This is a genomic window from Rathayibacter sp. VKM Ac-2929 (assembly GCF_022815495.1).
Lineage (GTDB): Bacteria > Actinomycetota > Actinomycetes > Actinomycetales > Microbacteriaceae > Rathayibacter > Rathayibacter festucae.
The window spans coordinates 739,170-764,642 of sequence record NZ_JALGRV010000001.1 but is presented as its reverse complement, the minus strand read 5'-3'; the positions used below and the strand labels follow the sequence as shown (position 1 = coordinate 764,642).

Genomic DNA, 25,473 nt, shown 5'->3' with positions numbered 1-25,473 from the left:
GGCTAGTTGGCCTCGGAGCGGCCCGTCCGCCAGTAGCCCATGAAGGCGACGCGCGTCCGGTCGACGCCGAGCTCGGTGACGAGGCAGCGGCGGATGAGCTTGATCGCGCCCGCCTCGCCGGCGATCCAGGCGTAGAGGCCGGGGTCGGTGCGCTCCGCGGGCACCTCCCAGAGGATCTCGCTGTCGACGTCGACATCGGACACCTCGACCCCGCGGTGATGCGCCGTGAGGAAGCGGGTCGCCCAGCCGCGGACGGAGTCGCCGAGCTGCGCTCCCGGCGTCGTCCCGGTGCGCACGAGCCAGTGCACGCGGACTCCGGCGGGGTGCTGGAGCGGCAGGACGTCCGCCGCGCTCGGCACCTCGAGGAAGGCGGCCCCCGTCGCCGAGGCGGGGAGGCTCTCGAGGATCGCGCTGATAGCGGGGACCGCGGTCTCGTCGCCCGCCATCAGGAGCGTCGTCGCCGCACCCGGGTGCCACTCGACGCCGCCGCCGGCCAGCTCCGAGCGGGTATCGGGCGCGATGATGACGACCTGCGCGCCGACGCGGGCCGACTCGACCCACGCGGAGGCGGGGCCGGTGTCGCCGTGCGCGACGAAGTCGACGTCGACCTCGGCCAGCTCGGGGCGGGTCGCACGGATCGTGTAGGTGCGCAGCGGGTTCCGCAGCGCGTCCGGCAGCTCCCGCCAGCGGGTGTACCAGTCGGGAGCGAGGCCGTCCGGTCCGCTCTCGTCCGCGACCGAGCCCATGAAGTCGTGCGCGCTCGAGGTCGGCGTCGGCACGACCAGCTTGATCCGCTGGTCCGGGCCGGTGCAGCCGACCGAGCCGAGATCGTCACCGGTCAGCGTGATCCGGATGAAGTGCGGCGCGATCCGGGTCGCACGAGCAACGGTCGCGAGATACGGCCGGTAGGCCGGGCGGGCGGGGGCTTCGGTCAACGGAGGCACCTGTCCAGTCTCGCAGAGAAGGTAAGCCTTACCTAATCCTGAGTGGCTCTCAGCGAGCCGCGTGCTCGGCGGACACCCGCAGGCGGGCTTCGACATCGGCGGCGAGCTCCGCGACGACGGCGCCCTCTCCGCCGATCCAGGCGCAGAAGTCGTGCCGGTCGTCCGCCCACGGGTAGTCGCCGTCGACGACGGACATCTCGCCCATCCAGGCGCGCACCGCGCGGTCGAGCGCGACGCCGCGCGCACAGGCGAGACCGGTGCCGGGAGCGCCGGACCGCTGCGCGCGGCCGAGCCAGGTGACGCAGACGCGGCCGGGCGCCGAGAGCGGCGGCAGGCCGCGGGCGTCGTCGACCTCGACGAAGACCTGGCCCCGGGCGTTCGCGGGGAGCGCGTCGAGCATGCTCTGAATCCAGGGCACGACGGTCTCGTCACCCGCGATCAGGAACTGCTTGACGTCGACCGGCTCCGAGCCGTCTCGTCCCTCGAACATGCACATCGGAAGTAAGTATAGGCATGCCTAACCTGACCGGCCAAGGGTGCGGAGCTGCCCGTTCGCCGGGTGTCGGCGGCGCCCGGCTCCTCGGGCCTCACCACTGCGGCGGGTGCCGCCGCTGCCAGCGCGCCCGGCGCTCCAGCTGCGCGCCGATCGACAGCAGCACCGCCTCGCCGCCGGGGCGCCCGATCAGCTGGATCCCCATCGGCAGGCCGTCCGCCGTGACGCTCAGCGGCAGCGCGATCGCGGGCAGGCCGCTCACGTTCACGAACGAGGTGTACGGCGTGTAGCGCACCTGCTGCTCGAAGTTGCGCTCCGGATCCTCGGCGTCGTACCAGCCGACCGGCCGCGGCGTCATCGTCATCGACGGGGTGAGGATCGCGTCGAACGGCGAGAAGGCGGCGATCACCGCGCGCTCGTAGGCGGACAGCACCCCCGCGGCCTCGACGATCTCGCGCGCCGAGCGCTTCCGCCCCTCGCGGATCAGCCACTGCGTGAGCGGCTCGAGCAGCTCGAGCTCGTCGCCCTCGATCGGGAGCGTCGACGCCCCGCCCTGCCAGAGCAGCCGGAAGGCGTCGGGATAGGCGGCGGACGGCGGCAGGACCGCGTCGTCGAGCCCGTGGCCGAGCGCCGAGAGCGCGGCGATGCCCTCCTCGAGCGCGGCGCGCGCCTCCGGAGCGAGCCCGATGTCGTACTCCTCGTCCCAGGGCGAGGCCGTCAGCACGCCGATCTGGAACCGGCCCTCGCCGCGCACAGCGGCACCGAGGAAGGAGCCGTCGCCGTCCCCCGGCGCGGACAGCGCCGTGCGTTGCGGGACGACGCCGTTGCGACGCTCGAGCATCCCCTCCAGCAGCATCCCGGCGTCCGCCACCGAGCGCGTCAGCGGACCGGCGACGACGAGGCCGCCCACTCCCCCCACTCCGGACAGCGCCGGCACCCGGCCGCGGGAGGGCTTGAGACCGACCAGACCGCAGGCGGCGGCGGGGATGCGGATCGAGCCGCCGCCGTCGGAGCCGGGTGCGAACGGGAGCAGTCCCGCCGCGACCGCGCTCGCCGCGCCGCCGCTGGACCCGCCCGCGCCGCGCGAGGTGTCCCAGGGCGTGACCGTCGGCGGTCCGACGAGGTTCTCGGTGTAGGAGGGCATGCCGAACTCGGGCGCAGCCGTCTTGCCGAGGCTGATCGCTCCCGCCGCGTCGAGCACCTGGACGATCTCGTCGGAGGCGTCGGGGACGAACGACTCGCGCAGCCGCGAGCCGAAGGTGGTCCGGACGCCGGCCCGGCGCCAGAGGTCCTTGTCGCCGCTCGGCAGCCCCCAGAGCAGCGCGGTGCGCGGCACCGAGTCGATCGCGGCCGCCCGGGCCCGCGCCGCGTCCGCGGTCACGGTGGTGAAGGCGCCGAGCTCCCCGTTCCAGCGCTCGATCCGGGCGAGGTAGTGCTCGGTCAGCTCGAGCGGGGTGATCTCGCCGCGCTGCAGCCAGTCCCACTGCTCCTGAGCGCTGAGGTGATGGAGTTCGAACATGGAACGACCCTATTCCGCCGCCTCGGTGCTGCTCTGGGAGCGCCGAGGTCGGGCGGAACAGGGTCGTGGGGTCGTGCGGGCCTACGCGGCGCGGCGGCCGATCTCGCGGACGCCGTCGTCGGTGCCGAACCGGCTGCCCGGGGTGATGACCGTGTCGCGGTCGACCCGCGCGCCGGTCGCGACGACGGCCGAGCCGCCGATCCGCGAGTAGCTGCCGATGCGGGCACCGGGGCCGATGATGGCCTCCGGGCCGACGTGGACGTTCGCGCCGATGAAGGCGCTGTGCCCGATCATCGCGTCGCGGTCGACCCAGCTGCCGGCGCCGATCCACGCCCGCTCCCCGACGGTGGCGCCGGGTTCGACGTAGGCGCCGGTCTCGACGTACGCCGACGCGGAGACGCGCGATCCCGGAGCGACCATGCCGCGTCCGTTCGCGTGACGGCGGTAGACGATCTCCTCGTCGGCGCCGCGCACTCCCCGTCCCTTGCTCATTCCTGTTCCTGCCATCTGCCTCGAGCTCCTCCGAGCGATCCGATGGGCGAGGCACTCGGGCCCCACCCCGCTATCGAGGACAACAGCGCGCGGGGGTCGTGCATTCCCCGTGCGGGGGGCACTCAGGCTCGGGGCTCGACGACGTCCGCGACGGCGGTGACCACGGTGCGGAACCGCTCCGGCGCGTCCCGGATCCGGCGTCGGGCCAGCACCCCCGCGAGTGCGGACGAGGCTCCCGACGCGACCAGCTCGCACTCGACCCGCGATCCCTCCTCGTCCGCCAGCACCCGCCACTGCTCGAGGCCGACGACCGGCAGCCGCCGCTCGAGCCCGTCCGCCGAGCGCTCGAACGCCGGCCCGTCGTCGGCGGCGAGAACGTCGGCGAGCGCGGCGAGCACCACGGCGGGCTCCGCGTGCAGGATCGAGGCGAGGGCGAGAAGGCTGCGCATCGCGGCAGTCTCCCACGCCGGACCGGCCCCCCTGCTGCTCGAGCGGCCTCGCAGTCCCGCCTCATGCTGGCCGAGCACCCCTGCAGGGCCACTCCATGCTCGTCGAGCAGCCCCGACTCATGCTGGTCGAGTAGCCCCGAAGGGGCGTATCGAGACCCACCGTCCCCAGCAGGGCGGGTCTGCAGACTCAGGTTCGGACGGTGGTGGATCTCGATACGCCCGCTCCGCGGGCTACTCGATCAGCATGCGGCCCATGCCGGTCGAGCAGCCCCGCAGGGGCGTATCGAGACCCGCAGGCGGTCGCCGTCAGGAGCGCTCGTCGAGCACGCGCCGCAGCCAGTCGAACGAGGCCTTCGGCACGCGGTCGCGGCTGCGGGAGTCCAGCGCCACCAGCCCGTGCGGCCGGGTGTAGCCGTGCTGCCACTCGAAGGCGTCCACCAGCGTCCACAGCTGGACGGCCTCCAGCGGCAGGCCCTCGTGCACGGCCTCGGCGAGCGCCCCGAGGTGCGCGCCCAGCCAGCGGATCCGCTCCGTGTCGACGATCGCGCCCTGCCGGTCCGGCAGATCCGGATAGCTCGCGCCGAGCTCCGTCAGCACCAGCGGCGGCAGCGCATCCCCGTAGCGCTCGACGAGGCTCCGCAGCACCGCCACCGGCGCCCACGGCGCGAACGGCGAGCCGTCACCGGTCCGGTCGAGCTCCGGCCACGGGCGGGCGTGGAACGGCAGAGCGGGCGGAGCACCCGGCCCGGTCGGCAGCGCCGGGTCGCGTCCGGCGGCGATCCGCTGCGGGGCCAGCGGCGCGACCCCGTAGAAGTCGAGCGGGGCACTGATGCGGGCGAGATCCACCGGATCGACCCCCGCGAGCGGCGCGAGGAACGGCGGCAGCTCCTCCGGCCCCGACGGATAGACGCCGGTGAGCACGGCCTCGGCGACGAGCCGGTTCTGCAGGACGTCGGCGAGCGCCGCCCACGCGCCGTCCCGCTCCGACTCGCTCGCCGGCTCGACCACGGCCTGCGCGTCGACGAGCCCGATGCGCCCGGCGAGGTCGGCGGAGCGGAGCGCCTCGACCGCGATCGCGTGCCCGAGCAGCTGGTGGTGCAGCGCGGGCAGCGCGCTGAACAGCCGCCCGGCCGCCGGCGCCTGGTTCTTCAGCGCGTAGCCCTCGAGGAACACGGTCGACGGCTGATCCAGGGTGATCCAGTCCGCCACCCGGTCGCCGAGCCGCGAGCCGATCTCGAAGGCGACGTCGCCGAAGCGGAAGGCCGTGTCGCGATTCATCCAGCCCCCGCTGAGCGCGGAAGGGGTGTCTCGGTGCTGCAGGGTGAGCGCGATCCGCAGCCCGGCCCCGGCGAGCTCGTCGAGGAGGCGGTCGTAGAAGCCGAGGCCGCCGCGGTCGATCGGTCCGCGCCCGTCCGGCTGCAGCCGGGTCCAGGAGATCGAGAGCCGCAGCTCTTCGACGCCGAGGTCGACGAGCAGGGCGAGGTCCTCGCGCCAGCGCAGGACGAAGTCGGTGGCGAACTCGGGCGTCGCCTCCTCGGCGATCGTGCCGCGCCGCAGGGCGAAGTCGTCCCAGACGGAGCGGCCGCGACCGCCGGCCTCGAGCGAGCCCTCCGTCTGGAAGGCGCTCTGCGCGAGTCCGATCCGCAGTCCCGGAGGCAGCAGCCGCCCGAGCTCCCGCGGGTCGTCGAAGCGCGCGGTCTCGGCGCGCACCTGCTGCCGATCGCGTCCGCGTGCTGCGTCCTCGCTCATCTTTCCTCCGACTCGTCGATGGGTATATTGTCGCGGAAGCGCTCTCCCGCTCCGACCAGCCGCTCCCCCGGGCGGAGGAGGCCGATCCGCCCTTCGGTGTACATCCGGCAACGGGGGCGCGCCGCGCTTGACACCACCCGTGCGCCCCCGTGCAATGGACGCACCGTGATTCCGAGTGTCGCCGCGTCTGTTCCGGGGGGTTCCGCGACGAGGGGTCCGTCGGCCGTGCCGACGGGTCGCCTCCGCCGCTCCCCCCGTTCGTCGCGCCGCCGTCCGGCCGCCCTCCTGCTCGTGCTGCTCGTCGCGCTGGGCGCCGCCGCCGGCCTGACCGCGCCGAGCGCGCTGGCCGCCGCACCCCTCACGATCACCTCCCCGGCCTCCGGCACCGTGCTGCCGAGCGGCGCGGTCACCGCGACCGGCACCGGCACGGCCGGCGATCAGATCCAGATCGGCCTCACCGGCAGCAGCGAGCCGCTCTGCATCACCACCGTCGAGGCCGACGACACCTGGAGCTGCCTGCTCGACCTCGACGACGGCCGGATCCGCCTGACCGCCGTCGAGCTCCTCGCCGCCGGCGGCACCACCTCGGCCCGCACCGAGGTCGCCGTGCTCAGCGCTCCCGTCATCGAGTCGGTCGATGGCTCGGCGACGTCGGCCGGATCGGTGAGCGGCACCGCCTACCCGGGAGCGAGCGTCGCGGTCACCTCCGACGGCGGCGCCTCCTGCCTCGCCACCGCCGACGGCGCGGGCCGCTGGTTCTGCCAGCTCGCGCCCACCCCCGCCCCCGGCAGCTACCGCGTCACCGCCACCCAGTCCGCCTCCTTCGCCGGGAGCACCGTCTCGCCCGCCAGCGCGGCCGTCTCGCTGGTCGTGGACACCGCCGCGCCGGTCGCGCCCGTCCTCGCCTCCCCCGGCCCGGGTGCCGCGCTGCCGCTCTCCGGAGCCGTCTACTCCGGCACGGCCACCGAGGGCACGCGGGTCTACGTCTACGTCGACCTCGTCAACACCTGCGACGCGCCGATCACCGGCGGCGCCTGGAGCTGCACCGGCGGCACGGTGACGGCCGGAGCGCACCGCGTGTCGGCGATCGCCGGCGACGCGGCCGGCAACTACAGCTCGCGCAGCCCGTGGATCGACGCCACCTTCTCGGCGGCGACCACGACGCCCTCCGCCACTCCCTCGGCGACAGCTCCCGGCACGAGCACGGCGACCCCCGGCGGCGGCACGCCGACCACCGCGCCCGGCTCGCCGACCGCGCGGCCGACGACGCCGGGAAGCACCGCGACGCCCTCCCCGGCGCGCCCGGGCCAGACGGCGCCCGTGCCCGAGGCGGCCCCGTCCGACGGCGCCACCGCTGCACCGGCGCCGGGAGCCGCTCCGAGCGACCCGCCCCCCACCGCTCCCGCTCCCGCGCCCGCCGACGGCGGCTCCGCGCCCGGTGGCTGGAGCGCGGCCACCGGGATGACCACGGCGCTCTCCTCCGGCGCTCCGATCGGCACGATGGCCGACTGGATGCGCTCGCTCGCGCTGGCGGTCGCCTCCCTCGCCCTGCTCGTCGTCCCCGCCCGCCTCGCCGTCGCTGGCCGGGTGCCGCGCGAGCCGCGCACCTGGCGCCTGACCGGCCGCAACCGCGCGAGCGTGGAGTACGACGACCGGCCCGACCCCGCGCCCGTCTCCGCGCGGACGATGGTGGTCGGCATGATCGGCTGCGCAGCCGGCCTCGTGCTGCTCTCCGGCCGGGTCGACGGGCAGCCCGCGTACCTCCGTCTGCTGATCGCGGTGATCGTCGCGGTCGCCGTGGTGAACGCCGTCGCCGCAGGGGTCCCCGCCCTGGTCGGGCGCCGGATCGGCCTGCCGGGCATCCGCATCGTCGCCTCGCCCCGCGCACTGCTGCTGGTGGCCGGCGCCGCACTGCTCTCGCGGTTCGCGGGCCTCGACCCGGCCTTCCTCTTCGGAGTGGTGATCGGGCTCGTCCTGCCCGAGGGCGCCTCGGCCGTGGCGCGCGCCAAGCTCGCGACCGTGCGGGTCGTCTCCCTGCTCGGCCTCGCCGCCGTCGCCTGGGGAGCCTCCGCAGCCGTCCCCGCCGACGGCTCCTTCGCCGCCGTCCTGACCGCCGAGATCCTCAGCGCGACGACGCTGATCTCGGTCGGCTCGAGCGTCGTGCTGCTCTTCCCGGTCGGCCGGCCCGCGGGGCAGAGCATCCTGCGCTGGTCGCCCGTGCTCTGGCTCGGGCTGTCGCTGCTGGCGAGCACCGTGCTCTTCCTGCTCCTCACGCCGACGATCGCCGCCTGGGCGACCGACGGCGGCGGCGGGCCGGCGCTCTTCGCCGTGATCGCCTTCACGGCCGTCTGCACGTCGATCTGGGCCTGGCGGCGCTTCGTCGACGTCGGCGAGTAGCGCCGGGGCGGTACCAAGCCCGGCGGCCCGGGTGCGAGCTCAGCCGATCGCGGCGAGCTCGCGCACGTCGTCGTCCGGCAGCACGTCGACCACGGCGCCGACGGTCATGTCGGTCAGCGTCGCGATGCCGTCGTAGACGCTGAGGAACGCCGTGTCCGCCGCGTCGCGGCCGGTGGCGATCCGCACCAGGCTCGAGCGCGGCGCCAGCGTGGTCGCGTCGACCACCCGCCAGGAGCCCTCGATCCAGGCCTCGGCGACCGCGTGGAAGTCCATCGGCGCGAGTCCCGGCGCGTAGACCGCGACCAGCCGGGCCGGCACGTCGAGCGCACGCAGCAGCGCCACCACGAGGTGGGCGAAGTCGCGGCAGACCCCGCGACGGGCGAGCAGCGTCCGCTCCGCACCGTCGGTGGGGAGGCTCGAGCCGGTCACGTAGGCGAGCCGGGTGCCGACCCAGGAGCTGACCGACGCGAGCAGCGCCGCGCCCTCGAGGCCCGCGAACTCGGCGCGCGCGGTCGCCCAGAGGATGTCCGACTCGGCGTAGCGGCTCGGCCGCAGGTAGCGCAGGCGGTCGACCTCCTCGCCGGGCAGCGGCTCCAGCACGCCGTCGACGCTCGCGGTGTAGTCGACGACGAGGCGTCCGACGCCCGCCTCGAGGACGTGCAGGCGGGTGCCGTGCTGGTCGAGCACCTCGCGGGCGGCGACCTCGCGCCCGTCCAGCTCGAGGGACAGCCGCTCCGGAGCCCCGTAGGCCCCCGCGACCGCGATCGAGAAGACGAGCGTCGCGGGTCGCGCGACGTCGAGGGTCAGCCGGGCGGAGACGTCGCGCTTCACGCGCCCTGCTCGCCCTTCGGCGGCGGGGTGGGAGCGGCGTCCGGCTCCTGCACGAGCTGCAGCCCGCCGGAGGAGTTCGCGGAGACCGTCAGCAGGTCGATCCAGGTGCGGTTGATCGACGGCACCCGGCCGCCGAAGTACTTGAAGTAGAGCGGGACCGACGGGTCGAGCCAGATGCTGGAGCGGCCGTCGCCGACCGCCGGGTCGTCGCGCCAGGAGAAGAAGAAGCTCTCGCGGCGGCGCAGCTTGTTGGCGATGACGATCTGGACGTGCGTGAGCGTGCGGTCGTCGAACTCGATCTCGACACCCGAGGCTCCGTAGAGCAGCTTCCCCATGGAGGCCTCCCGACCACCCGTCGCCGGGTGATGCATGACAGTGCCCGAGGGCACGAGAAGAAGGAGACGCCACGAGGCGCCACCGGGCCGCCCGCCCCCCGGGACGGCGGCGCGAGCGCTCCGTCCGGGCGAGGACCGCCCGGCGACGACTCTATGCGAGGGCGGGCGCCGGCGTAGCGATTGACAGGAACGGACACGGCCGGATGGCCCGGATCGGAACTCTCGCACTCCCGCGCGACTCACCGTCCGCGCGTCACGGCGATGTCGGAGGTCGGACGTACGGTACCCGCATGATCGAATGCGGAAGCTGCGGAACCGATGCCGTCGTCCTGGACCGCTCCGGCGGCGAGGACTCCGAGGGTGTGAGCTCCGAGGAGCTCGTCGTCCTCTGCGCCGAGTGCGCCCCCGGCGAGATCACCGCCGCCCTCGAGGCGGCCCTGTTCGACGGGGCAGGACGCGAAGGGGCGCTGCCTGCTGCGGCGCTCGAGAAGGCTGCGCACGCGCGCGCCGCGTAGCAGCCGCCGAGAGAGTGCCCCCACTGGGACTCGAACCCAGACTGAGACGATTTTAAGTCGTCTGCCTCTGCCGATTGGGCTATGGGGGCGACCACCGGGCGGCGCGCTCTCGCGCACCACCCGACGGTGCTGTCAGGCCTTGGCGGGCTCGCCGCCCACGGTCACCGGCGCGCCGGCCGGGCCGGGGGTGCCGGCCGGAGCCGACTCGGCGGCCGGAGCGGCCGGACGGGGGCGCGACGCGTAGGTCTCGAAGGAGCCGCGCGGGTACTCGCGGGCCTCGATCGAGGCGATGTCGCGGCCGAGCCAGAGGTTGTTCCACCAGCCCCAGACCACGCGGAACTTGCGCTCCCACGAGGGCATGGCGAGCCCGTGGTAGCCGCGGTGCATGACCCAGGCCGGGAAGCCCTTGATCGCGATCCTGCCGGACTGGAAGACGCCAATGCCGATGCCGAGACCGGCGACCGCTCCCGCGTTCTTGTGGAAGTAGTCCTTGGGCGCCTCGCCGCGGAGGACCGCGATGATGTTGGTCGCCATGAGCTTGCCCTGGCGGACGGCGTGCTGGGCGTTCGGCACGCAGAAGCCGCCGACGCCGCCGCCGGTGACGTCGGGGACGGCCGACACGTCGCCGGCGCCCCAGGCGCCCTCGACGATGACGTCGTCGTGGCCCACGCGGAGGTCGGCGCGCACGCGCAGACGGCCGCGCTCCTCGATCGGGAGGTCAGAGTTCTTGATCGACGGGTTCGCCATGACGCCCGCGGTCCAGATGATCAGGTCGGACTCGAAGGTCTCGCCCGTCGACAGCTCGATGACGCCGCCCTCGGCGGACTTCAGCTGCGTGTCGAGGTGCACGGTGGCGCCGCGCTGGTCGAGGTTCTTGAGGACCCAGTGGCTCGTCTCGAGCGCGACCTCGGGCATGATCCGCCCCATCGCCTCGACGAGGTGGAACTTGGTCTCCTCGAAGTCGATCTCGGGGTAGCGCTTGAGCAGCGCGCTCGCGAACGAGCGCAGCTCGGCGAAGACCTCGATGCCGGCGAAGCCGCCGCCGACGACCGTGACCGTCAGCAGGCGCGAGCGCTCGGGGCCGGCCGGCAGGGTCGCGGCCTTGTCGAAGTTGGTGAGGATGCGGTCGCGGATCGCGGTCGCCTCCTCGATCGTCTTGAGGCCGATCGCGTTGTCGGCGACGCCCGGGATCGGGAAGGTGCGCGAGACGGAGCCCGCGGTGACGACGATCTGGTCGTAGACGAACTCGTAGGGCTCGCCGACCGTGGGGGTGATCGTCGCGGTCTTGGACGCGTGGTCGATCTTGGTGACCTTCGCGGCGAGGATCGCGGTCTTCTTGAGGTGGCGGCGCAGCGAGACGATCGCGTGGCGCGGCTCGATGGAGCCCGCGGCGACCTCGGGGAGGAAGGGCAGGTACGCCATGTAGGGCAGCGGGTCGACGATCGTGACCTCGGCCTCGTTGGCGCGAAGGTACTTCTCCAGCTTCCACGCGGTGTAGAAGCCGGCGTAGCCGCCTCCGACGATCAGGATTTTGGGCACGGTGAACACTCCAGAGGGATGGACAATGCGAACACCCTGCTACTCGCGAAGTGCCCGCTCTCGATGCGGGTGGCAGCACTGACCCCGACTGGGAATCAGCCTAGCGAACCGCGCGTCGAATCGCGTCGACCCGCCGGTCCGCGGAGTCTGTCAGACCTCGAGCGGCCGGCACTCGCAGCGCTCGGGCGACCAGTCGGCGCGGGCGAGCGCGAGGTCGCCGATCGGGTTCACTCCGGGACCCGCGGCGAGCGCGTGGCCGGCGAGGGCGTGCAGGCACTTCACGCGGGTCGGCATTCCGCCGGAGGAGATGCCGGCGATCTCGGGCACGACGGCGATGCTCTCGCGGTCGGCGAGGAAGGCGCGGTGGGCCGCCGCGTGCGCGTCGCGCAGCGCCTCGTCCTCGGCCAGGAGCGCGTTGAACTCGACCATGACCTGGGTCGCCTCGAGCTGCGAGATCGCGGCGGTCGCGGCGGGGTGGGTCAGGTAGTAGAAGGTGGGGAACGGCGTACCGTCGCTCAGCCGCGGGCTGGTGGAGACCACCGTCGGGTTGCCGCAGACGCAGCGCGCGCTGATGCCGACCACGTCGCGGGCGGGGCGGCCCAGCTGGGCGGAGACGACGGCGATGTCGTGCTCGGTGGGCGGGTCGAACGGGGGCGTGGTCACGGAGGACTCCAGGGGGCGCAGGGACCGGAGGGACCGGAGGGAACTCTCCAGTGTAGGCGGCGGCCGGGGTAGGGGCCGGGGTCAGGGAGTGGGGGTGAGCTCCGCCGTCGTCGGGTCGCCGAGGCCGGAGACCGCGATCGAGGAGAGCAGCGAGCCCGCCCAGTCGCTCGGGGTCTTCTGCACCGAGTTCGAGGCCGGCTGCGCGGCCTGCTGCGCGACGGCGATGTCGTCGAGGACGAGGTAGCTGACCTCGCCCGGCATCACGAAGTACAGGCGCTCACGGGCCTGGGCGCGGATGAAGGCGGGGTCGGACCAGCGCACGCGCTGCTCGTCGAGGTTCTGCGACTGGGTCTTCGCCGCATCGACGGAGCGCTGCAGCTCGGCGATCTCGGCGCGCTGCTCGACGAAGTTCTTCACGCTGGGCGCGAGGACGACGACGGCCAGGATCATGATGCCCATCACGAGCAGCGTGAAGCCGGAGCCGCGGACGCCCGCGACCCAGGCGGAGGACGGCGTGACGGGGGGTTGCTTCGCGCGCGGGGTGCGCGAGGCCTTCGGGGCCGACGCGGCGGGCTTCACGCCGGGGCGCTTCGACGCGGCGGACGTCGCGCCGGCGGGCTTGGACGCCGGCTTCTTCGAGGCGGACGGCTTCGAGGCGCCCCGCTTCGAGGCGCTCGGCGTCGCGGCGGCGGGCTTCGACGCGGCGGGCTTCGCGGCGGCGGGCTTCGAGGCGGCGGGCTTCGAGGCGGGCGAGTCCGGAGTCTCGGCAGCGGCCGGGCGGCGGGGCGCGCTCCCGGGTGCGGAGGGCCGGCGGGGCGGTCGGGCCATGGGCGGGTGCCTCCTCGAGCGGTGGAACGGATGAGGGCGGAACAGGAGCGGCCCCGGTGCCCGCACCGAGGTGCTGGGCTCCGGGGCCGCTCCGGCGGGGAGAGACTACGCGGTGAAGCGCGGGAAGGCGGAGCGACCCGCGTACGTCGCGGCGCCTCCCAGGATCTCCTCGATGCGCAGCAGCTGGTTGTACTTCGCGACGCGGTCCGAGCGCGCCGGGGCACCGGTCTTGATCTGGCCGCCGTCCACCGCGACCGCCAGGTCGGCGATGGTGGTGTCCTCGGTCTCGCCGGAGCGGTGCGAGAGGATCGCGGTCATGCCGCTGCGCTGGGCGAGGGCCACCGCGTCGAGCGTCTCGGTGAGCGTGCCGATCTGGTTCACCTTGACCAGGATCGAGTTGCCGGCCTTCTCGGCGATGCCGCGGGCCAGGCGCACCGGGTTGGTGACGTAGAGGTCGTCGCCGACGAGCTGCACCTTGTCGCCGATCTCGGCGGTGAGGTGGGTCCAGCCGGCCCAGTCGTCCTCGTCCAGCGGGTCCTCGATGGAGACCAGCGGGTAGTTGGCGACGAGGTCGGCGTAGTAGGCGGAGAGCTCCTCGGCCGAGAGCTTCTTGCCCTCGAAGGTGTACTTGCCGTCCTCGTAGAACTCGGAGGAGGCGACGTCGAGCGCGAGGCCGATGTCCTTGCCGGGGGTGAAGCCGGCGGCCTCGACGGCCTTGAGGATGAAGTCGAGCGCCTCGCGGTTGGTGGGCAGGTCGGGGGCGAAGCCGCCCTCGTCGCCCAGGCCAGTGGCGAAGCCGGCCTTCTTCAGCTGCGCCTTGAGCGCGTGGTAGATCTCGACGCCCCAGCGCAGGCCCTCGGAGAAGGACTCGGCGCCCAGCGGGACGGCCATGAACTCCTGGATGTCGACGCCGGTGTCGGCGTGCGCGCCGCCGTTGATGATGTTCATCAGCGGGACGGGCAGGGTGTGCGCGTTGGGGCCGCCGACGTAGCGGAAGAGGTCGAGGTCGGCCGACTGCGCGGCGGCCTTGGCGACCGCGAGGCTGACGCCGAGGATCGCGTTCGCGCCCAGGCGCGACTTGTTCTCGGTGCCGTCGAGCTCGATCAGCTCGGCGTCGACGAGGCGCTGGTCGGTGGCGTCGAAGCCCTCGATGGCCGGGCCGATCTCGTCGATGACGGCGTCGACGGCCTTCTGCACGCCCTTGCCGAGGTAGCGCTCGGCGTCGCCGTCGCGCAGCTCGTAGGCCTCGAAGGCGCCGGTGGAGGCACCGGAGGGGACGGCCGCTCGCGAGGACGCGCCGTCCTCGAGCAGGACCTCGACCTCGACCGTGGGGTTGCCACGGGAGTCCAGAATTTCTCGGGCGACGACTGCCTCGATAAGGGCCACAACTATCTCCTCTTGACGGGTGGGCTCCCGGAGGGCGGGAGCGGTCGGGAAGGAGTCTACTGACCGCCTCGGAACGGGAGGCGTCCGCGAGGCGTCGGTAGACTCCCAGGGCCCTGACGGCAGCCGCGCCGCACGGCCGCCGATCCGCTCCCGCCCCACCGGAGGACCCCGTGACCAGCACCGCCGCCGCCCTCGTCGAGCGCCTCACCGAGGTCGTCCCCGACTTCCCGAAGCCCGGCATCCTCTTCCGCGACCTCACGCCGGTCTTCGGCGACGGCGAGGCGCTGCGCGCGGTCGCCGACGCGCTGATCGAGCCGTACCGCGGCCGGATCGACGCGATCGCCGGGGTCGAGGCGCGCGGCTTCCTCCTCGCCGCGGCCGCCGCCTACTCCGCGGGCCTGGGAGTCGTGACGATCCGCAAGCCCGGCAAGCTGCCGCGGACCGTGCTGAGCGAGCAGGCCACGCTCGAGTACGGCAGCACTCAGCTCGAAGTGCACGAGGACGCGGTGCCGAAGGGCGCGCGCCTGCTGCTCGTCGACGACGTGCTCGCCACCGGCGGCACCCTCGACGCGAGCTGCCGCCTGATCGAGCGCGCCGGCTGGTCCCTCGAGGGCATCGCCGTGGTGATGGAGCTCGACGGCCTCGGCGGCCGCGACCTGCTGTCCCCGCGCCGCATCGACGCGATCGTGACCGTCTGACCCGTCCCTCCCCCATCCCGCGAGATGCCACTTGTGCACGCGACACGCCGTGTCGGGCGTGCACAAGTGGCATCTCGCGGAGGGGAGCAGACGTGCGTCAGGAGAGGGAGAGGGACATCCGGGACAGGACGAAGGTCTCGATGACCTGGACGACCATGTAGAGGATCAGCGAGACGCCGGTCACGAGGACGACGGCCGACCAGATGTCGTCGAAGCGGGCCTGCGCGGTCCAGCCGGCGATGCCGCCGCCGATGCCGTCGCCGGTGGAGAGCCACTCGGCCAGCAGCGCGCCGGTGATCGCTCCGGGGACGGAGACGCGGATCGCCGCGAAGAGCGAGGGCAGCGCGCCGGGGATGGCGACCTTGCGGATCGCCGTGAGCGTGGAGCCGCCGTAGACCGAGACGACGTCGAGCATCTGCGGCGAGGCGTTGTTCAGGCCGAACGCGATCGTGACCAGCGCCGGGAAGAGCACGACGATGCCGCCGACCACGGCGACCGAGGCGACCGTCCCCTGGCCGAAGACCAGGATGATCAGCGGCGTCATCGCGATCAGCGGGACCGAGCGCAGCAGCAGCGCGAACGGCATCAGTGCGTGCTCGACGCCCTTGGACAACCGGAAGAGGATCGCGACCAGGATCGCGACGATCAGGCCGGCCGCGAAGCCGATGAACGAGTCGACCATGGTGACGGCGAAGAGCCCGCCCAGCTCGGCGCGGTTCTCGGCCGCCGACTCGTCGGTGACCAGGTGCGCCCAGACGTCCCACGGCCCCTTGATCACGTACGGCGAGACGCCGCTGAAGAGGATCACGCCGATCCAGATCGCGAGGACGATCGCGACGGTCGACAGCGCGATCAGGAGGCTCTTGCGCAGGCTCTTCAGCGTGGCGCCGAGGGCGGCGCTGCGCAGCTGACGGCGGAGCTCGTCGACCGCGATGATCTGCGTCGGGCTCGACTGCTCGGTGCGGTCGGGGATCGTGGAGGTCATGTCATGCCCGCTTTCCGGAGGACCACGGGGCGACGAGGCGCCCGATCAGGCCGACGAGGCCGTAGCCGATCAGCGCCACGGCCGCGCAGAGGAGGAAGAGCGCCCAGACGCGCGGCGAGTTCAGCGAGACCTGCGCCGCGACCAGGATCGGCCCGACCCCGGTCTCGATCTTGCCGAAGTACTCCCCCAGGATCGCGCCCAGGAACGCCGCGGGAACGGCGATCTGCAGTGCGGAGAGGATGTTCGGCAGCGCCGCGATGGCGCGGACCTTCCGGAGCTGGGTGAACTTCGTGCCGCCGTAGACGGTGACGACGTCGAGCGAGGCCTTGTCGGCCGCCTTGAGGCCGAGCAGGCTGCCGACGACGGTGGTGAAGAAGACCGAGAGCCCGGCGAGGAAGATCGCGGTGTCGCTCGGCCGCCCCGGCGCGTCGGAGCCGCCGAGGATGAGGAGCACGAGCGTCCCGATCGCGACGATCGGCACGCAGTAGGTGACGACCGCGAGCTGGGAGACGATCCCCTCCAGCCACGGCACGATCAGGACGAGCGCGGAGAGCACCAGGGCGATGAGGTTGCCCCAGAAGTAGCCGACCGCGGCCTCGCCGATCGTCACCGAGAAGTTGGCCCAGTAGAACGCAGGCCCGTCCTCGGCGATCGTCTGCGCGACCTGGATCGGCGTGGGGACTGGGGCGTAGGTCGTGCCGCCGGTGGGGGCGGTGACCAGGGCGATCAGCCACCAGACGGCGATGATGCCGACGATGCCGATCAGCCCGGAGGCCCAGGGCGGGAGGGAGCGCGAGCGGCGCTCGGTCGGCGGGACGGGAGCGGGGAGCAGGGTGGCCACGGGGCGCCTCAGTGGTCGTCGGCGGCCGCGCCGCCGTCGCCGAACAGCAGCTCGGACGCCTGGTCGACGTAGGCGTGGAACTCGGGGGTGCGCTGCATCTCCGGCGTGCGCGGGCGGGGCAGGTCGATCTCGATGATCTCCTTGACCCGGCCGGGCCGCGGGCTCATCACGGCGACCTGGTCCGAGAGGAAGATCGCCTCCGAGATGCCGTGGGTGACGAGGAGGGTCGTGGCCGGCTTCTCGGTCCAGATCCGCAGCAGCTCGAGGTTGAGCTTCTGCCGCGTCATGTCGTCGAGCGCACCGAACGGCTCGTCCAGCAGCAGCACCTCGGGCTTGAGGATGAGGCAGCGGGCGATCGAGACGCGCTGGCGCATGCCGCCGGAGAGCTGCGCCGGCTTGGCCTTCTCGAAGCCGCGCAGGCCCACGAGGTCGATCAGCTCGTCGATGTAGGACTGGTCCACCGACTTGCCCGCGATCTCGAACGGGAGGCGGATGTTCGACATCACGCTGCGCCAGGGCAGGAGCGCGTGGTCCTGGAAGGCGATGCCGAGCTTGTTGTCGCGGCGCAGCTCCTTGGGCGTGCGGCCGTCCACCCGGATGGAGCCCGAGGTGGGCTCCTCCAGCCCCGCGAGGATCCGCAGGATGGTGGACTTGCCGCAGCCCGAGGGGCCGAGGAGCGCGAGGAAGCTGCCCTGGTCGGTGTGCAGATCGGTGTCCTGCAGCGCGGTGACGCTGCGAGAGCCCATCCGGAACGTCTTCGACAGGCCGTGGATCTGGATGCCGGTGCCGCCGGCACCCTGCTCGCGCAGAGTGCCGGCGTCGGTCGTGTCGGTCACGAGTGGTGCCCTCCGTGGTGCTGCATGTGTGGTGGAGCTGTTCCGGTCGCCGCGGTCAGGCGGCGTACTTGACGAGGTCGGGGTTCTCCTCGTAGACCTCGGCGAGGAGGCTCATGTCGAAGAGGTCGGCGGCGTCGACCTCGATGCCGGCGCCCGAGAGCGACGCGAGCGTCTCCTCCTGGAGGCTGTCCGAGATCGTGAAGAGGCCGTTCGCGACGGTCTCGTCCGAGACGACGAGCTCCTCGGACTGGATGGTGGAGCCCTTCTTGGAGGACTCCTCGTCGAGGCCGAGGTCCTTGCCGTAGGTCTCGAGGGCGAGCATCGCGCCGGCCTCCGGGTCGTTGACCGCGTCGGTCCAGCCCTTGATCTCGGCGACGAGGAACGCCTTGAGCGCTTCGCGCTTCTCGGAGATGGCCTGGTCGGTGACGGTGAAGGTCTCGGCGACGAACGGGAGGCCGTTGTCGGCGAAGGGCAGGTTGACGACCTCGTAGCCCTCGGCGGCGACGGTGATCGCCTCGTTGGTCAGGTAGGCGATGAAGCCGTCGACGGTGCCGTTGATCAGGACCGAGGGGTCGTACTCGACCGGGACGACGGTGACGTCGGACTCGGCGAGGCCGTTCGCCTTCAGCAGCGCCTGGAAGAGCGAGGTGTTCGACGCCTGGACGCCGATCTTCTTGCCAGCGAGGTCGGCGGGGGTGGCGATGTTGCCGGCGGTCGCGATCGAGAGGACCGTGAACGGGTTCTTCTGGTAGGTCGCGCCGATGATCTTGAGCGGCGCCTTCTCGTTGGCGACGACGGTGCCGACCGAGACGGCGTCGCTGAGCGCGACGTCGGCCGAGCCGGACAGCAGCTCGGCGGTGCCGGTCGAGGGGCCCGCGGTCAGCGTGACGCCGGAGAGGCCGGCCTCGGTGTAGTAGCCCTTGGAGTCGGCGAAGAACTCGCCCGCGAACTCCTCGTTCTTGATCCAGGAGAGCTGGACCTTCAGGGTGCCGAGGTCGCCGCCGTCCTCGGCCGAGGCGCCGGAGGAGTCGGAGGCGCAGGAGGCGAGGACGGAGACGCCGCCGAGGGCGAGACCGGCGACGCCGGCCATGCGCAGGACGCTGCGGCGGTCGAAGGTCTGCGAGGTGCGGAAGGGCGACAGGGGCAAGGGGGACTCCTCGGGTAAGGCGGTGGAAGCTGCTGTGGTGCGCGGTTGGCGACGGGTGCCCCACGGGGCGCGCCAAGCCGCGCCGATCGGGGTGCCTCGACGCTATCCTCGGGAGATTTCTCCGGTGTGTCCGCAGATTTCGCGGGTATTAAGGGTCTCACGGATCCGACAACGATCCGACCGCTCCGCCCGTCCCTCCCGGCGGATCGGCTGAGGCCCCTCTCAGCTCAGCCGAGCGGCTTGAAGGCGAGATCCGCGGCCGCTGCGGCGTCGCGTGGCACGAGTGCGAAGCGCGTGAATCCGGCGGCGGCGGCCCGGTCGAGCAGCGGCGTGAGGTTCTTCGCGCGGCGCTCCAAGCGCACGCGGGAGCCGCCGGCGATCAGCTCCTGCTTGAGCGCGAGCAGCACCTCCGGGGCCGCGTCGCGCTCGTGCACGAGGACGACCGCGTCCGGCCGCTCGTCCAGCGGCACGTCGATCAGCTCGACGATCCGCTCGAAGCCGATGGAGAAGCCGCAGGCCGGCACGTCCTGGCCGAGGAAGCGCCCGATCATGCCGTCGTAGCGTCCGCCGCCGCCGACGGACGAGCCGGAGGAGGGGTGCGCGATCTCGAAGATGGTGCCGGTGTAGTAGCCCATCCCGCGCACGAGCGTGGGGTCGAAGCGGAGCGAGACGCCGGTCGGCAGTGAGCGCAGCGACCGGGCGAGCGTCTCGAGCGCGAGGACCGCCTCCGGGTCGATGCCCTCGGGCAGCACGCCGAGGATCGCGGACTGCTCGAGCGCCACTCCCCCGGCGGCGACGGCCGCCTCGATGCGGGCGAGGTAGCCGCCGAGCACGGCCGCGGCGTCCGGTCCGTCGGCCTCGAGCTCGGCGACGACTCCGCTCGCCCCGATCTTGTCGAGCTTGTCGATCGAGATCAGGGCCGGGCCGAAGCGCTCGGGAGCGAAGCCGCAGTGCTCGAGGATGCCGGTGAGGATGCGGCGGTCGTTGATCCGGATCGTGCACTCGCGCAGGCCCAGGGTGTCGAGGGCGGCGGCCGTCGCGGTGATCAGCTCGACCTCGGCGAGCTGCCCCTGCTCGCCGATGATGTCGATGTCGCATTGGACGAACTGGCGGTAGCGGCCCTTCTGCGGGCGCTCCGCGCGCCAGACCGGCGCGATCTGGACCGAGCGGAAGACGGTCGGCAGCTCGGCGCGGTGGCTGGCGTAGAAGCGGGCGAGCGGGACGGTGAGGTCGAAGCGGAGGCCGAGGTCGGCGAGGCCCGAGGCGTCGTCCGCCGCGGCCGCCGCGGCGAGGTCGTCGTGCGAGAGCCCGCGGCGCAGCACGCTGAAGGCGAGCTTCTCGTTGTCGCCGCCGAGGCCGGAGTGCAGGCGCTCGAAGTCCTCGACCACCGGGGTCTCGATCTCGTCGAAGCCGTGCGCCGCGTAGACCCGGCGGATCACTCCGAGCGCGTGCTCGCGCTTCGCCTTGTCGGCCGGGAGGAAGTCGCGCATGCCGCGGGGCGGGGTGATCGCAGAAGCCATGCGGCGATTCTCCCAGACCGTCGACCGGTGTTCTCCGGCCCTCCGCGCCGCCGGCGTCCGGCCGGTCGGGGGTGTCGGCTAGGCTCGCGGCGCTCGCGCGGTCAGGGGGATCGCCGCGGACCGACGAGGGGGACTCGATGGACACGCACGCTGATGCCGGCATCGTCGCGGAGGGGGTGTCGCGAGCGTTCGGGCCGGTGCACGCCGTGCGCGACGCCAGCTTCGAGGCCCGGCCCGGGGAGGTCACCGCGCTGATCGGTCCCAACGGCGCGGGCAAGACGACGCTGATGCTGCTGCTCGCGACGCTGCTGCGCCCCGACGCGGGGCGGCTCCGCGTCGCCGGGCACGACCCGGTCGAGGAGCCCGCCGCGGTGCGGGCCGCGCTCGGCTGGATGCCCGACGTCCTCGGCTCCTGGGCGAGCCTGACCTGCCGGGAGACCCTCCTGACGACGGGGCAGCTGTACGGGCTGCCGCGCCCGGACGCCGAGGCCCGGGCGGATGAGCTGCTCGGGCTCGTGGATCTGGTCGAGTTCGGCGACCGGCCCACCCGGGTGCTCTCGCGCGGGCAGAAGCAGCGGCTGAGCCTCGCCCGGGCGCTCGTGCACGACCCGTCGGTGCTGGTGCTCGACGAGCCGGCCTCGGGGCTCGATCCCGGGGCGCGGATCGCGCTGCGCGACCTCGTGCTGCGGCTCGCCGGCGAGGGGCGCACGGTGCTGGTCTCGAGTCACGTGCTCTCCGAGCTCGACGAGATGGCGACCGCGGCGGTCTACCTCGACGGCGGGGTGACGGCCTCGCAGGAGGCGGTCGCGCGCGCGTCGCGGGCACTGCGGGCCTGGCGGATCGACGCGGTGCGGCCGCGCGGGGCGGAGCTCGCCGAGGTCGTCGAGCGGCTGACGGGCGTGCCGGTCCGAGTGGAGCGCGACGCGGCCCTCGTGCCGGTCGTCGACGATGCGGCGGCGGCCGAGCTGCTCTCGCGGCTGGTGTCGGCCGGGGTCGCGGTCAGCCGCTTCGCGCCGGCGGTGGGCGAGCTGGAGCACACCTTCTCGGATCTGACCCGCTCGGCCGGGGAGCCGGGGAGTGCCGCGGGGCCTGGCCGGCCCGCGGAACCGAGCACCGAGAACGAGGAGGACGCCCGATGAGCACCGAGACCACCGCCCGGCCGCTGCCCTTCCTGCAGGGCGTCGGCATCGTCCTCCGCCTCGAGCTCGCCCAGCGGGTGCGCGGGACCTCGTCCTTCGTCCTGCTCGGGCTGTTCTTCCTGCTGGTCGGCGCGGTCACCGGGCTGCTGGTGGTCGCGACCGGCGTCTTCTCGGGCAGCGGCGCCGTCGTGGGCGGCTTCCTCTACTCGACCCTCGTCTACTTCGTGCTGCTGCTGGGCAGCCTGGTGACGCCCGCGCTCTCCGGCACGGCCGTGAACGGCGACCGCGACGCGGGGACCCTCGCGACGACGCAGGTCACCCTCGTGACCACGGCGCAGCTCGTGCTCGGCAAGTTCGTCTCGGCCTGGCTGGTCGCGCTGGCGTTCCTCGCGAGCACCGTGCCGTTCCTGCTCGTCGCCGTCGGGGTCGGCGGGGTGTCGCTCGCCTCCGCGTCGGTCTCGGTGCTCGTGCTCGCGGTGCAGCTGGGCGTCGTCGCGGCGATCGGAGTGGGTCTCAGCGGGATCCTCGACCGGCCGCTGATGTCGGTCGTCACCACCTACCTGGTGGTCGCGGCGATGAGCGTCGGGTCGCTGATCGCGTTCGGGCTGCTGACGGCGGTCACGACCACGGAGCAGCAGACCGTCTTCGTCGACGACGAGGAGGGGATCTGCGGACCGGACTACGAGACGCAGGTGGCGCGGGCCGACTACTACTGGGGGCTGCTCGCGCTGAACCCGTTCGTGGTGCTGGCCGACGCCGTTCCGCCGCACCTCGACGAGTACGGCTCGCCGGAGGACCTGTTCACCGGGCTCTCGCTGCTGGTTCGGCAGGCGCAGATCGCTCCGGAGCCGGTCGTCGAGCTCTCCTGCTCCGGCTACACCGGCTCGACGCGGCCGAGCACTCCGGAGGAGGTCTTCGACGCGACCGTCCCGTCCTGGTTCGTCGGTCTGACGCTGCAGCTGGTGCTCGCGGTCGGCCTGCTGCTCGGCGCGATCCGCCGGACGGCGACGCCGGCGGCGCGCCTGCCCCGCGGGCGCCGCGTCGCCTGACCGACGGCCTTCCTGCTGATCGGGCGGCCCGCGCAGCGGGCCAGCCATGCTGATCGAGTAGCCCGCGCAGCGGGCGTATCGAGATCCACCGCTCTGGGGACGTGGGGTCTCGATACGCCGCTCCGCGGCTACTCGACCAACATGAAAGGGCGCACGCGCGTCGAGCCGCACGCGCTCCCTGCTGATCGAGCGGCCCTCGCCTCATGCTGATCGAGTAGCCCGCGGAGCGGGCCTATCGAGATCCCCGTGATCAGCACTCGAGGCGACAGCTACCCCTCCTGGCGCTCCCGCTCCGCCGCACGGATCTCGTCCTGCAGGTCGCGCGTCGCCGTCCGCAGCGCGCGCTCGGCGTCGAGCCCCTGCGCCCGGGCCGACGCGACGATCGCGAGCAGCAGCGGGCCGAGGTCCTCCTCCGACTCGATCGGCAGCGGCCCCTCCCCCGCGTCGACGATGCCGAGCGTGGTGGCCTTGCCGATCACCTTGTCGGCCAGCGCGAGAGCCGGCATGCCCTGCGGGATCCCGTCGAGCACGCTCGTCCGGTGCGGCTTCTCGGTCTTCTTCAGCTCGTCCCAGACGGCGATGACGTCGTCGGCGGTCTCCGCGGTCGCGTCGCCGAAGACGTGCGGGTGGCGGCCGATCATCTTCGCGTTCATGTGCGCCGCGACGTCCTCGATCGTGAACGGCTCCGGGCCGTCGGCGGCCAGATCGGAGTGGAAGAGCACCTGGTAGAGCACGTCGCCGAGCTCCTCGATCAGGTCGGCCCGGTCACCGGCCTCGATCGCGTCGACCAGCTCGTGCGACTCCTCGATCAGGTAGCGCACGAGCGACTCGTGGGTCTGCTCGGCGTCCCACGGACAGCCGCCCGGGGCGCGGAGGACGTGGACGGTGCGGATGAGCTCGTCGAGCCGGGGATGCGCGGTCACCCGGCCATCCTCTCATCCGCTCGGCGGGCGGAGGCCGGGAGGCTCAGGCGCGAGCGAGACGCCGGCGGGCGATCAGGAGGCAGCCGGCCGCGACGACCGGGACCGCCGCGAGCAGGCCCGGAGCCGACGCGACTCCCACCGCCGCGGCACCCGTCACCAGCACGCCGGCGAGGTTCCACAGCAGCACCGCGGCGCCGGCGCCGTCCCCGATCGGCAGCGGGATCGGCCCGAGCAGCGAGGGCGGGAGCGGGCCGCGGGCCGCGTCCATCGCCCGGGCGGCCACCGCGACCACCGCGACCGCGACGGCGGGCCACGCGGGCCCGGCGGCGACAGCGCAGGCCGCGACGACGATCCCCACGGCGAGCAGCAGCGGCAGGATCCCGTGCAGCAGCAGCAGCTCGAACGGCGCAGGCACGAGCAGCGCCGGCTGGCCCGCGGTCGCGGCGGCGTGGCGGAGGCCGTCGCTCCAGACCCCGGCGCCGCAGTAGGCGAGGACGCCGGCCAGCGCGGCGGGGAGAGCGAGGAGCGAGGGCGGCGCGACGGCCGCGACGGCGAGGGCCAGCCCCGCGGAGGCCAGCGCGGCGACTCCGGCGACGGAGCGGCCGGGCGTGCGCAGCGCGCCGATCGCGTCGCGGAGCGGCACGGCGAGGGCGAACGGGGCGACGCGGACGGCGTCGACGCGGCGGAAGCGGCCGGGCCGGGCGCGGTAGCCCTCGAGCGCGTCGGCGACCTCGCCGATCGCTCCCCTGCTCCGGGCCGACCGCCACTGCCGCGACTGCGCGACCACGACGACGCCGCGGACCGTGTCGAGCAGGCGCGGGACGACGGCGAGCGCGAGTGCGGCCAGGGCGGTCAGCACCGCGGTGCCGGGCAGGGCCGATGGGTCGGCCGTCGCCAGCGCGCGGCCGAGGAGGGCACCCGGACCGGCCGGGAGCGCTGCTGCGGCGACCAGCACCCCGGTGAGCAGGGCCGCTCCTCGGCCGGGGAGGCACTGGCCGGCGAGCCAGGCGACGGCGAGGAGGACTGCGAAGGCGGCTCCGGCACCGACGGCGACGAGCGGTGCGCCGCCCACGGCGACGGCGATGAGCAGGGCGGCCGCGACGCTCGCGAGCACAGCGGCCGTCCCCGCGACCGTCACGGGCCGGCGCAGCACGAGGCGGCGAGGCAGGTCAGTGGCGAGCAGCACGGCGGTGGTGTGCGGTTCGCCGACCGCCGGACCGCGGACGCGGCCGAGCAGCACGGCGGCGGGCAGGAGCAGCCCGGCGGCGAGGCCGACGACGGTCGTCGGGTCGAGGGCGGCGAGGGTGGGGTCGGGCTCCGCGGCGAGCAGGACGACGGCCCGGAGCACGGGCAGGACGACCACCAGGAGGGTCATCGCCGCGAGGTAGCCGGCGTAGGCGCCACCGCGCTGCTCGGCCGCAGCGCGGGACCGGTGCAGAGCGCGGACGGCTGGACCCGCTCGCTCGGGCCGCCGACCCGGAGGCGCCTGACACCGACGCGGCCGGCCCTCATCGGCCGCTCAGCTCGAGGACGCGGGTGGCCAGTGCGCTCGTCAGCAGCGGGTTGTGGGTCGCGATCAGCACCGCTCGACCGCGGGCGGCCTCGCGGAGGACCTCGATGACGAGTGGCACGCGGTCGACGTCGAGCCGCTGCTCCGGCTCGTCGAGCAGCAGCACCTCGCCGGGCCGGGCGAGCACGAGCGCGAGGGAGAGGAGCTGGGTCTGCCCGGAGGACAGCTCGTGCGGGAACCGGCTCGCGAGGGCGCCGAGGCCGAGCGCGTCCAGACTTGCGACGGCCGTGCGGCGTGCCTCGGCGAGCGGCGCTCCCCAGGACAGGGCGACCATCGCGAGGTGCTCCGCGAGCGTGAGGTCGCGCTCGAAGGGCGGGGTGCCGACGAGGGCGGCGACCCGGCGCCGATGCAGGCGGTCTCGCTCCGAGACCGAGCGGCCGGCGATCTCGACGGTGCCGGAGCTCGGCGGCGTCAGGCCGGCGACCAGGCGCAGCAGCGTCGTCTTGCCGCTGCCGTTCGGACCGGTGACCGCCACGATCTCGCCGGGCTCGACCTCGAGCGAGATCGGGGCGAGCAGCTGTGTCTCCCCCGCCCGGACGGCCGCCTCACGCAGTCGGACCAGCGGCGCAGGGCCCGGCTCGGATGCGGGACGGCGGCGGGGAGCGAGCAACGGCATGCCCTCATC

The 25,473-nt window shown here is 73.6% G+C and carries 25 protein-coding genes and 1 tRNA gene; 5 read left to right on the top strand and 21 right to left on the bottom strand.

The window, feature by feature from the left end; all coding sequences use genetic code 11:
* Window positions 1-2: 2 nt before the first annotated feature.
* The 6 genes from MT355_RS03365 to MT355_RS03340 form a co-directional block, all read right to left on the bottom strand.
* Entirely contained in the window at window positions 3-944 is a 942-nt protein-coding gene (locus MT355_RS03365; protein WP_308197294.1) for a siderophore-interacting protein, read from the bottom strand.
* 49 nt (window positions 945-993) lie between these two features.
* Window positions 994-1,434 carry an SIP domain-containing protein gene (locus MT355_RS03360; RefSeq protein WP_243598519.1) on the bottom strand — a complete coding sequence of 147 codons (441 nt, stop codon included), beginning with the start codon at window positions 1,432-1,434 and terminating at the stop codon, window positions 994-996.
* Between the two features lie 97 nt (window positions 1,435-1,531).
* Window positions 1,532-2,956: an amidase gene (locus tag MT355_RS03355; protein ID WP_243598518.1), complete on the bottom strand. Its 1,425-nt coding sequence runs from the start codon at window positions 2,954-2,956 to the stop codon at window positions 1,532-1,534.
* Window positions 2,957-3,037: 81 nt separating this feature from the next.
* Complete coding sequence (locus tag MT355_RS03350; RefSeq protein ID WP_133963110.1) at window positions 3,038-3,448, bottom strand: transferase; 411 nt, start codon at window positions 3,446-3,448, stop codon at window positions 3,038-3,040.
* Between the two features lie 122 nt (window positions 3,449-3,570).
* The gene (locus MT355_RS03345; RefSeq protein WP_243598517.1) at window positions 3,571-3,897 is read right to left on the bottom strand and encodes a hypothetical protein; all 327 of its coding nucleotides are present in this window, start codon (window positions 3,895-3,897) and stop codon (window positions 3,571-3,573) included.
* 306 nt (window positions 3,898-4,203) lie between these two features.
* Entirely contained in the window at window positions 4,204-5,646 is a 1,443-nt protein-coding gene (locus MT355_RS03340) for a glycoside hydrolase family 1 protein (protein ID WP_243598516.1), read from the bottom strand.
* Between the two features lie 225 nt (window positions 5,647-5,871).
* Between MT355_RS03340 and MT355_RS03335 the strand changes: the two genes are divergently transcribed.
* Window positions 5,872-8,043 carry a hypothetical protein gene (locus tag MT355_RS03335; RefSeq protein ID WP_243598515.1) on the top strand — a complete coding sequence of 724 codons (2,172 nt, stop codon included), beginning with the start codon at window positions 5,872-5,874 and terminating at the stop codon, window positions 8,041-8,043.
* A gap of 39 nt (window positions 8,044-8,082) precedes the next feature.
* Here MT355_RS03335 and MT355_RS03330 read toward each other — a convergent pair whose 3' ends face one another.
* Together MT355_RS03330 and MT355_RS03325 are read right to left on the bottom strand one after the other, a co-directional pair.
* Complete coding sequence (locus tag MT355_RS03330; RefSeq protein ID WP_243598514.1) at window positions 8,083-8,874, bottom strand: transglutaminase family protein; 792 nt, start codon at window positions 8,872-8,874, stop codon at window positions 8,083-8,085.
* The gene (locus MT355_RS03325) at window positions 8,871-9,209 is read right to left on the bottom strand and encodes an ATP-dependent DNA ligase (RefSeq protein WP_068211888.1); all 339 of its coding nucleotides are present in this window, start codon (window positions 9,207-9,209) and stop codon (window positions 8,871-8,873) included. Before MT355_RS03325 ends, MT355_RS03330 begins: the two co-directional genes overlap by 4 nt.
* 290 nt (window positions 9,210-9,499) lie before the next feature.
* Between MT355_RS03325 and MT355_RS03320 the strand changes: the two genes are divergently transcribed.
* Window positions 9,500-9,724, top strand: coding sequence for a hypothetical protein (locus MT355_RS03320; protein ID WP_243598513.1), 225 nt, complete (start codon window positions 9,500-9,502; stop codon window positions 9,722-9,724).
* A 15-nt stretch (window positions 9,725-9,739) separates the two neighbouring features.
* Here MT355_RS03320 and MT355_RS03315 read toward each other — a convergent pair.
* The 5 genes from MT355_RS03315 to eno all read right to left on the bottom strand — a co-directional run bounded on the left by MT355_RS03315 (window position 9,740) and on the right by eno (window position 14,140).
* A tRNA-Leu gene (locus MT355_RS03315) sits at window positions 9,740-9,813 on the bottom strand.
* Window positions 9,814-9,856: 43 nt separating this feature from the next.
* A complete protein-coding gene (locus MT355_RS03310) occupies window positions 9,857-11,263 on the bottom strand; it encodes an NAD(P)/FAD-dependent oxidoreductase (RefSeq protein ID WP_243598512.1) in 1,407 nt (468 codons plus the stop codon).
* A gap of 150 nt (window positions 11,264-11,413) precedes the next feature.
* A complete protein-coding gene (locus tag MT355_RS03305) occupies window positions 11,414-11,926 on the bottom strand; it encodes a DUF501 domain-containing protein (RefSeq protein WP_243598511.1) in 513 nt (170 codons plus the stop codon).
* Between the two features lie 81 nt (window positions 11,927-12,007).
* Window positions 12,008-12,754, bottom strand: coding sequence for a septum formation initiator family protein (locus tag MT355_RS03300; RefSeq protein WP_243598510.1), 747 nt, complete (start codon window positions 12,752-12,754; stop codon window positions 12,008-12,010).
* Between the two features lie 105 nt (window positions 12,755-12,859).
* Window positions 12,860-14,140 (bottom strand): phosphopyruvate hydratase, encoded by a 1,281-nt coding sequence (eno, locus tag MT355_RS03295; RefSeq protein WP_123447613.1) that lies wholly within the window; start codon window positions 14,138-14,140, stop codon window positions 12,860-12,862.
* A 170-nt stretch (window positions 14,141-14,310) separates the two neighbouring features.
* On the opposite strand from eno, the gene MT355_RS03290 reads away from it, so the two are divergent.
* Window positions 14,311-14,838 carry an adenine phosphoribosyltransferase gene (locus MT355_RS03290; RefSeq protein WP_132437731.1) on the top strand — a complete coding sequence of 176 codons (528 nt, stop codon included), beginning with the start codon at window positions 14,311-14,313 and terminating at the stop codon, window positions 14,836-14,838.
* Window positions 14,839-14,935: 97 nt separating this feature from the next.
* On the opposite strand, the gene MT355_RS03285 is transcribed toward MT355_RS03290, so the two are convergent.
* The 5 genes from MT355_RS03285 to hisS all read right to left on the bottom strand — a co-directional run bounded on the left by MT355_RS03285 (window position 14,936) and on the right by hisS (window position 20,167).
* On the bottom strand, window positions 14,936-15,823 hold the full coding sequence (locus MT355_RS03285) for an ABC transporter permease (RefSeq protein ID WP_208110631.1): 888 nt from the start codon (window positions 15,821-15,823) through the stop codon (window positions 14,936-14,938).
* A gap of 1 nt (window position 15,824) precedes the next feature.
* Complete coding sequence (locus MT355_RS03280) at window positions 15,825-16,664, bottom strand: ABC transporter permease (RefSeq protein WP_243582213.1); 840 nt, start codon at window positions 16,662-16,664, stop codon at window positions 15,825-15,827.
* An 8-nt stretch (window positions 16,665-16,672) separates the two neighbouring features.
* Window positions 16,673-17,410, bottom strand: a complete 738-nt coding sequence (locus MT355_RS03275) for an ABC transporter ATP-binding protein (protein ID WP_123705595.1) — start codon at window positions 17,408-17,410, stop codon at window positions 16,673-16,675.
* 145 nt (window positions 17,411-17,555) lie between these two features.
* Entirely contained in the window at window positions 17,556-18,647 is a 1,092-nt protein-coding gene (locus MT355_RS03270) for an ABC transporter substrate-binding protein (protein ID WP_243598509.1), read from the bottom strand.
* A gap of 227 nt (window positions 18,648-18,874) precedes the next feature.
* Window positions 18,875-20,167 carry a histidine--tRNA ligase gene (gene hisS / locus MT355_RS03265; protein WP_243598508.1) on the bottom strand — a complete coding sequence of 431 codons (1,293 nt, stop codon included), beginning with the start codon at window positions 20,165-20,167 and terminating at the stop codon, window positions 18,875-18,877.
* A gap of 137 nt (window positions 20,168-20,304) precedes the next feature.
* Between hisS and MT355_RS03260 the strand changes: the two genes are divergently transcribed.
* The gene (locus MT355_RS03260) at window positions 20,305-21,306 is read left to right on the top strand and encodes an ABC transporter ATP-binding protein (RefSeq protein WP_243598507.1); all 1,002 of its coding nucleotides are present in this window, start codon (window positions 20,305-20,307) and stop codon (window positions 21,304-21,306) included.
* Window positions 21,303-22,355: an ABC transporter permease gene (locus tag MT355_RS03255; protein WP_243598506.1), complete on the top strand. Its 1,053-nt coding sequence runs from the start codon at window positions 21,303-21,305 to the stop codon at window positions 22,353-22,355. The genes MT355_RS03260 and MT355_RS03255 overlap by 4 nt, the downstream gene beginning before the upstream one ends.
* A 269-nt stretch (window positions 22,356-22,624) precedes the next feature.
* Here the strand turns inward: MT355_RS03255 and MT355_RS03250 are convergent, their stop codons facing one another.
* The 3 genes from MT355_RS03250 to MT355_RS03240 all read right to left on the bottom strand — a co-directional run bounded on the left by MT355_RS03250 (window position 22,625) and on the right by MT355_RS03240 (window position 25,464).
* Complete coding sequence (locus MT355_RS03250; RefSeq protein ID WP_243598505.1) at window positions 22,625-23,278, bottom strand: MazG family protein; 654 nt, start codon at window positions 23,276-23,278, stop codon at window positions 22,625-22,627.
* 43 nt (window positions 23,279-23,321) lie between these two features.
* On the bottom strand, window positions 23,322-24,653 hold the full coding sequence (locus MT355_RS03245; RefSeq protein ID WP_243598504.1) for a hypothetical protein: 1,332 nt from the start codon (window positions 24,651-24,653) through the stop codon (window positions 23,322-23,324).
* Between the two features lie 133 nt (window positions 24,654-24,786).
* On the bottom strand, window positions 24,787-25,464 hold the full coding sequence (locus MT355_RS03240; RefSeq protein WP_243598503.1) for an ABC transporter ATP-binding protein: 678 nt from the start codon (window positions 25,462-25,464) through the stop codon (window positions 24,787-24,789).
* Between the last annotated feature and the right edge of the window lie 9 nt (window positions 25,465-25,473).

Coding starts and splice junctions, on each gene's coding strand:
- MT355_RS03255 (WP_243598506.1), top strand. CDS start 21,303: ATGAGCACCGAGACCACCGCCCGGCCGCTGCCCTTCCTGCAGGGCGTC.
- MT355_RS03275 (WP_123705595.1), bottom strand. CDS start 17,410: ATGGGCTCTCGCAGCGTCACCGCGCTGCAGGACACCGATCTGCACACC.
- MT355_RS03240 (WP_243598503.1), bottom strand. CDS start 25,464: ATGCCGTTGCTCGCTCCCCGCCGCCGTCCCGCATCCGAGCCGGGCCCT.
- MT355_RS03285 (WP_208110631.1), bottom strand. CDS start 15,823: ATGACCTCCACGATCCCCGACCGCACCGAGCAGTCGAGCCCGACGCAG.
- hisS (WP_243598508.1), bottom strand. CDS start 20,167: ATGGCTTCTGCGATCACCCCGCCCCGCGGCATGCGCGACTTCCTCCCG.
- MT355_RS03345 (WP_243598517.1), bottom strand. CDS start 3,897: ATGCGCAGCCTTCTCGCCCTCGCCTCGATCCTGCACGCGGAGCCCGCC.
- MT355_RS03350 (WP_133963110.1), bottom strand. CDS start 3,448: ATGAGCAAGGGACGGGGAGTGCGCGGCGCCGACGAGGAGATCGTCTAC.
- MT355_RS03320 (WP_243598513.1), top strand. CDS start 9,500: ATGATCGAATGCGGAAGCTGCGGAACCGATGCCGTCGTCCTGGACCGC.
- MT355_RS03300 (WP_243598510.1), bottom strand. CDS start 12,754: ATGGCCCGACCGCCCCGCCGGCCCTCCGCACCCGGGAGCGCGCCCCGC.
- MT355_RS03245 (WP_243598504.1), bottom strand. CDS start 24,653: ATGACCCTCCTGGTGGTCGTCCTGCCCGTGCTCCGGGCCGTCGTCCTG.
- MT355_RS03325 (WP_068211888.1), bottom strand. CDS start 9,209: ATGGGGAAGCTGCTCTACGGAGCCTCGGGTGTCGAGATCGAGTTCGAC.
- MT355_RS03340 (WP_243598516.1), bottom strand. CDS start 5,646: ATGAGCGAGGACGCAGCACGCGGACGCGATCGGCAGCAGGTGCGCGCC.
- MT355_RS03355 (WP_243598518.1), bottom strand. CDS start 2,956: ATGTTCGAACTCCATCACCTCAGCGCTCAGGAGCAGTGGGACTGGCTG.
- MT355_RS03260 (WP_243598507.1), top strand. CDS start 20,305: ATGGACACGCACGCTGATGCCGGCATCGTCGCGGAGGGGGTGTCGCGA.
- MT355_RS03360 (WP_243598519.1), bottom strand. CDS start 1,434: ATGTTCGAGGGACGAGACGGCTCGGAGCCGGTCGACGTCAAGCAGTTC.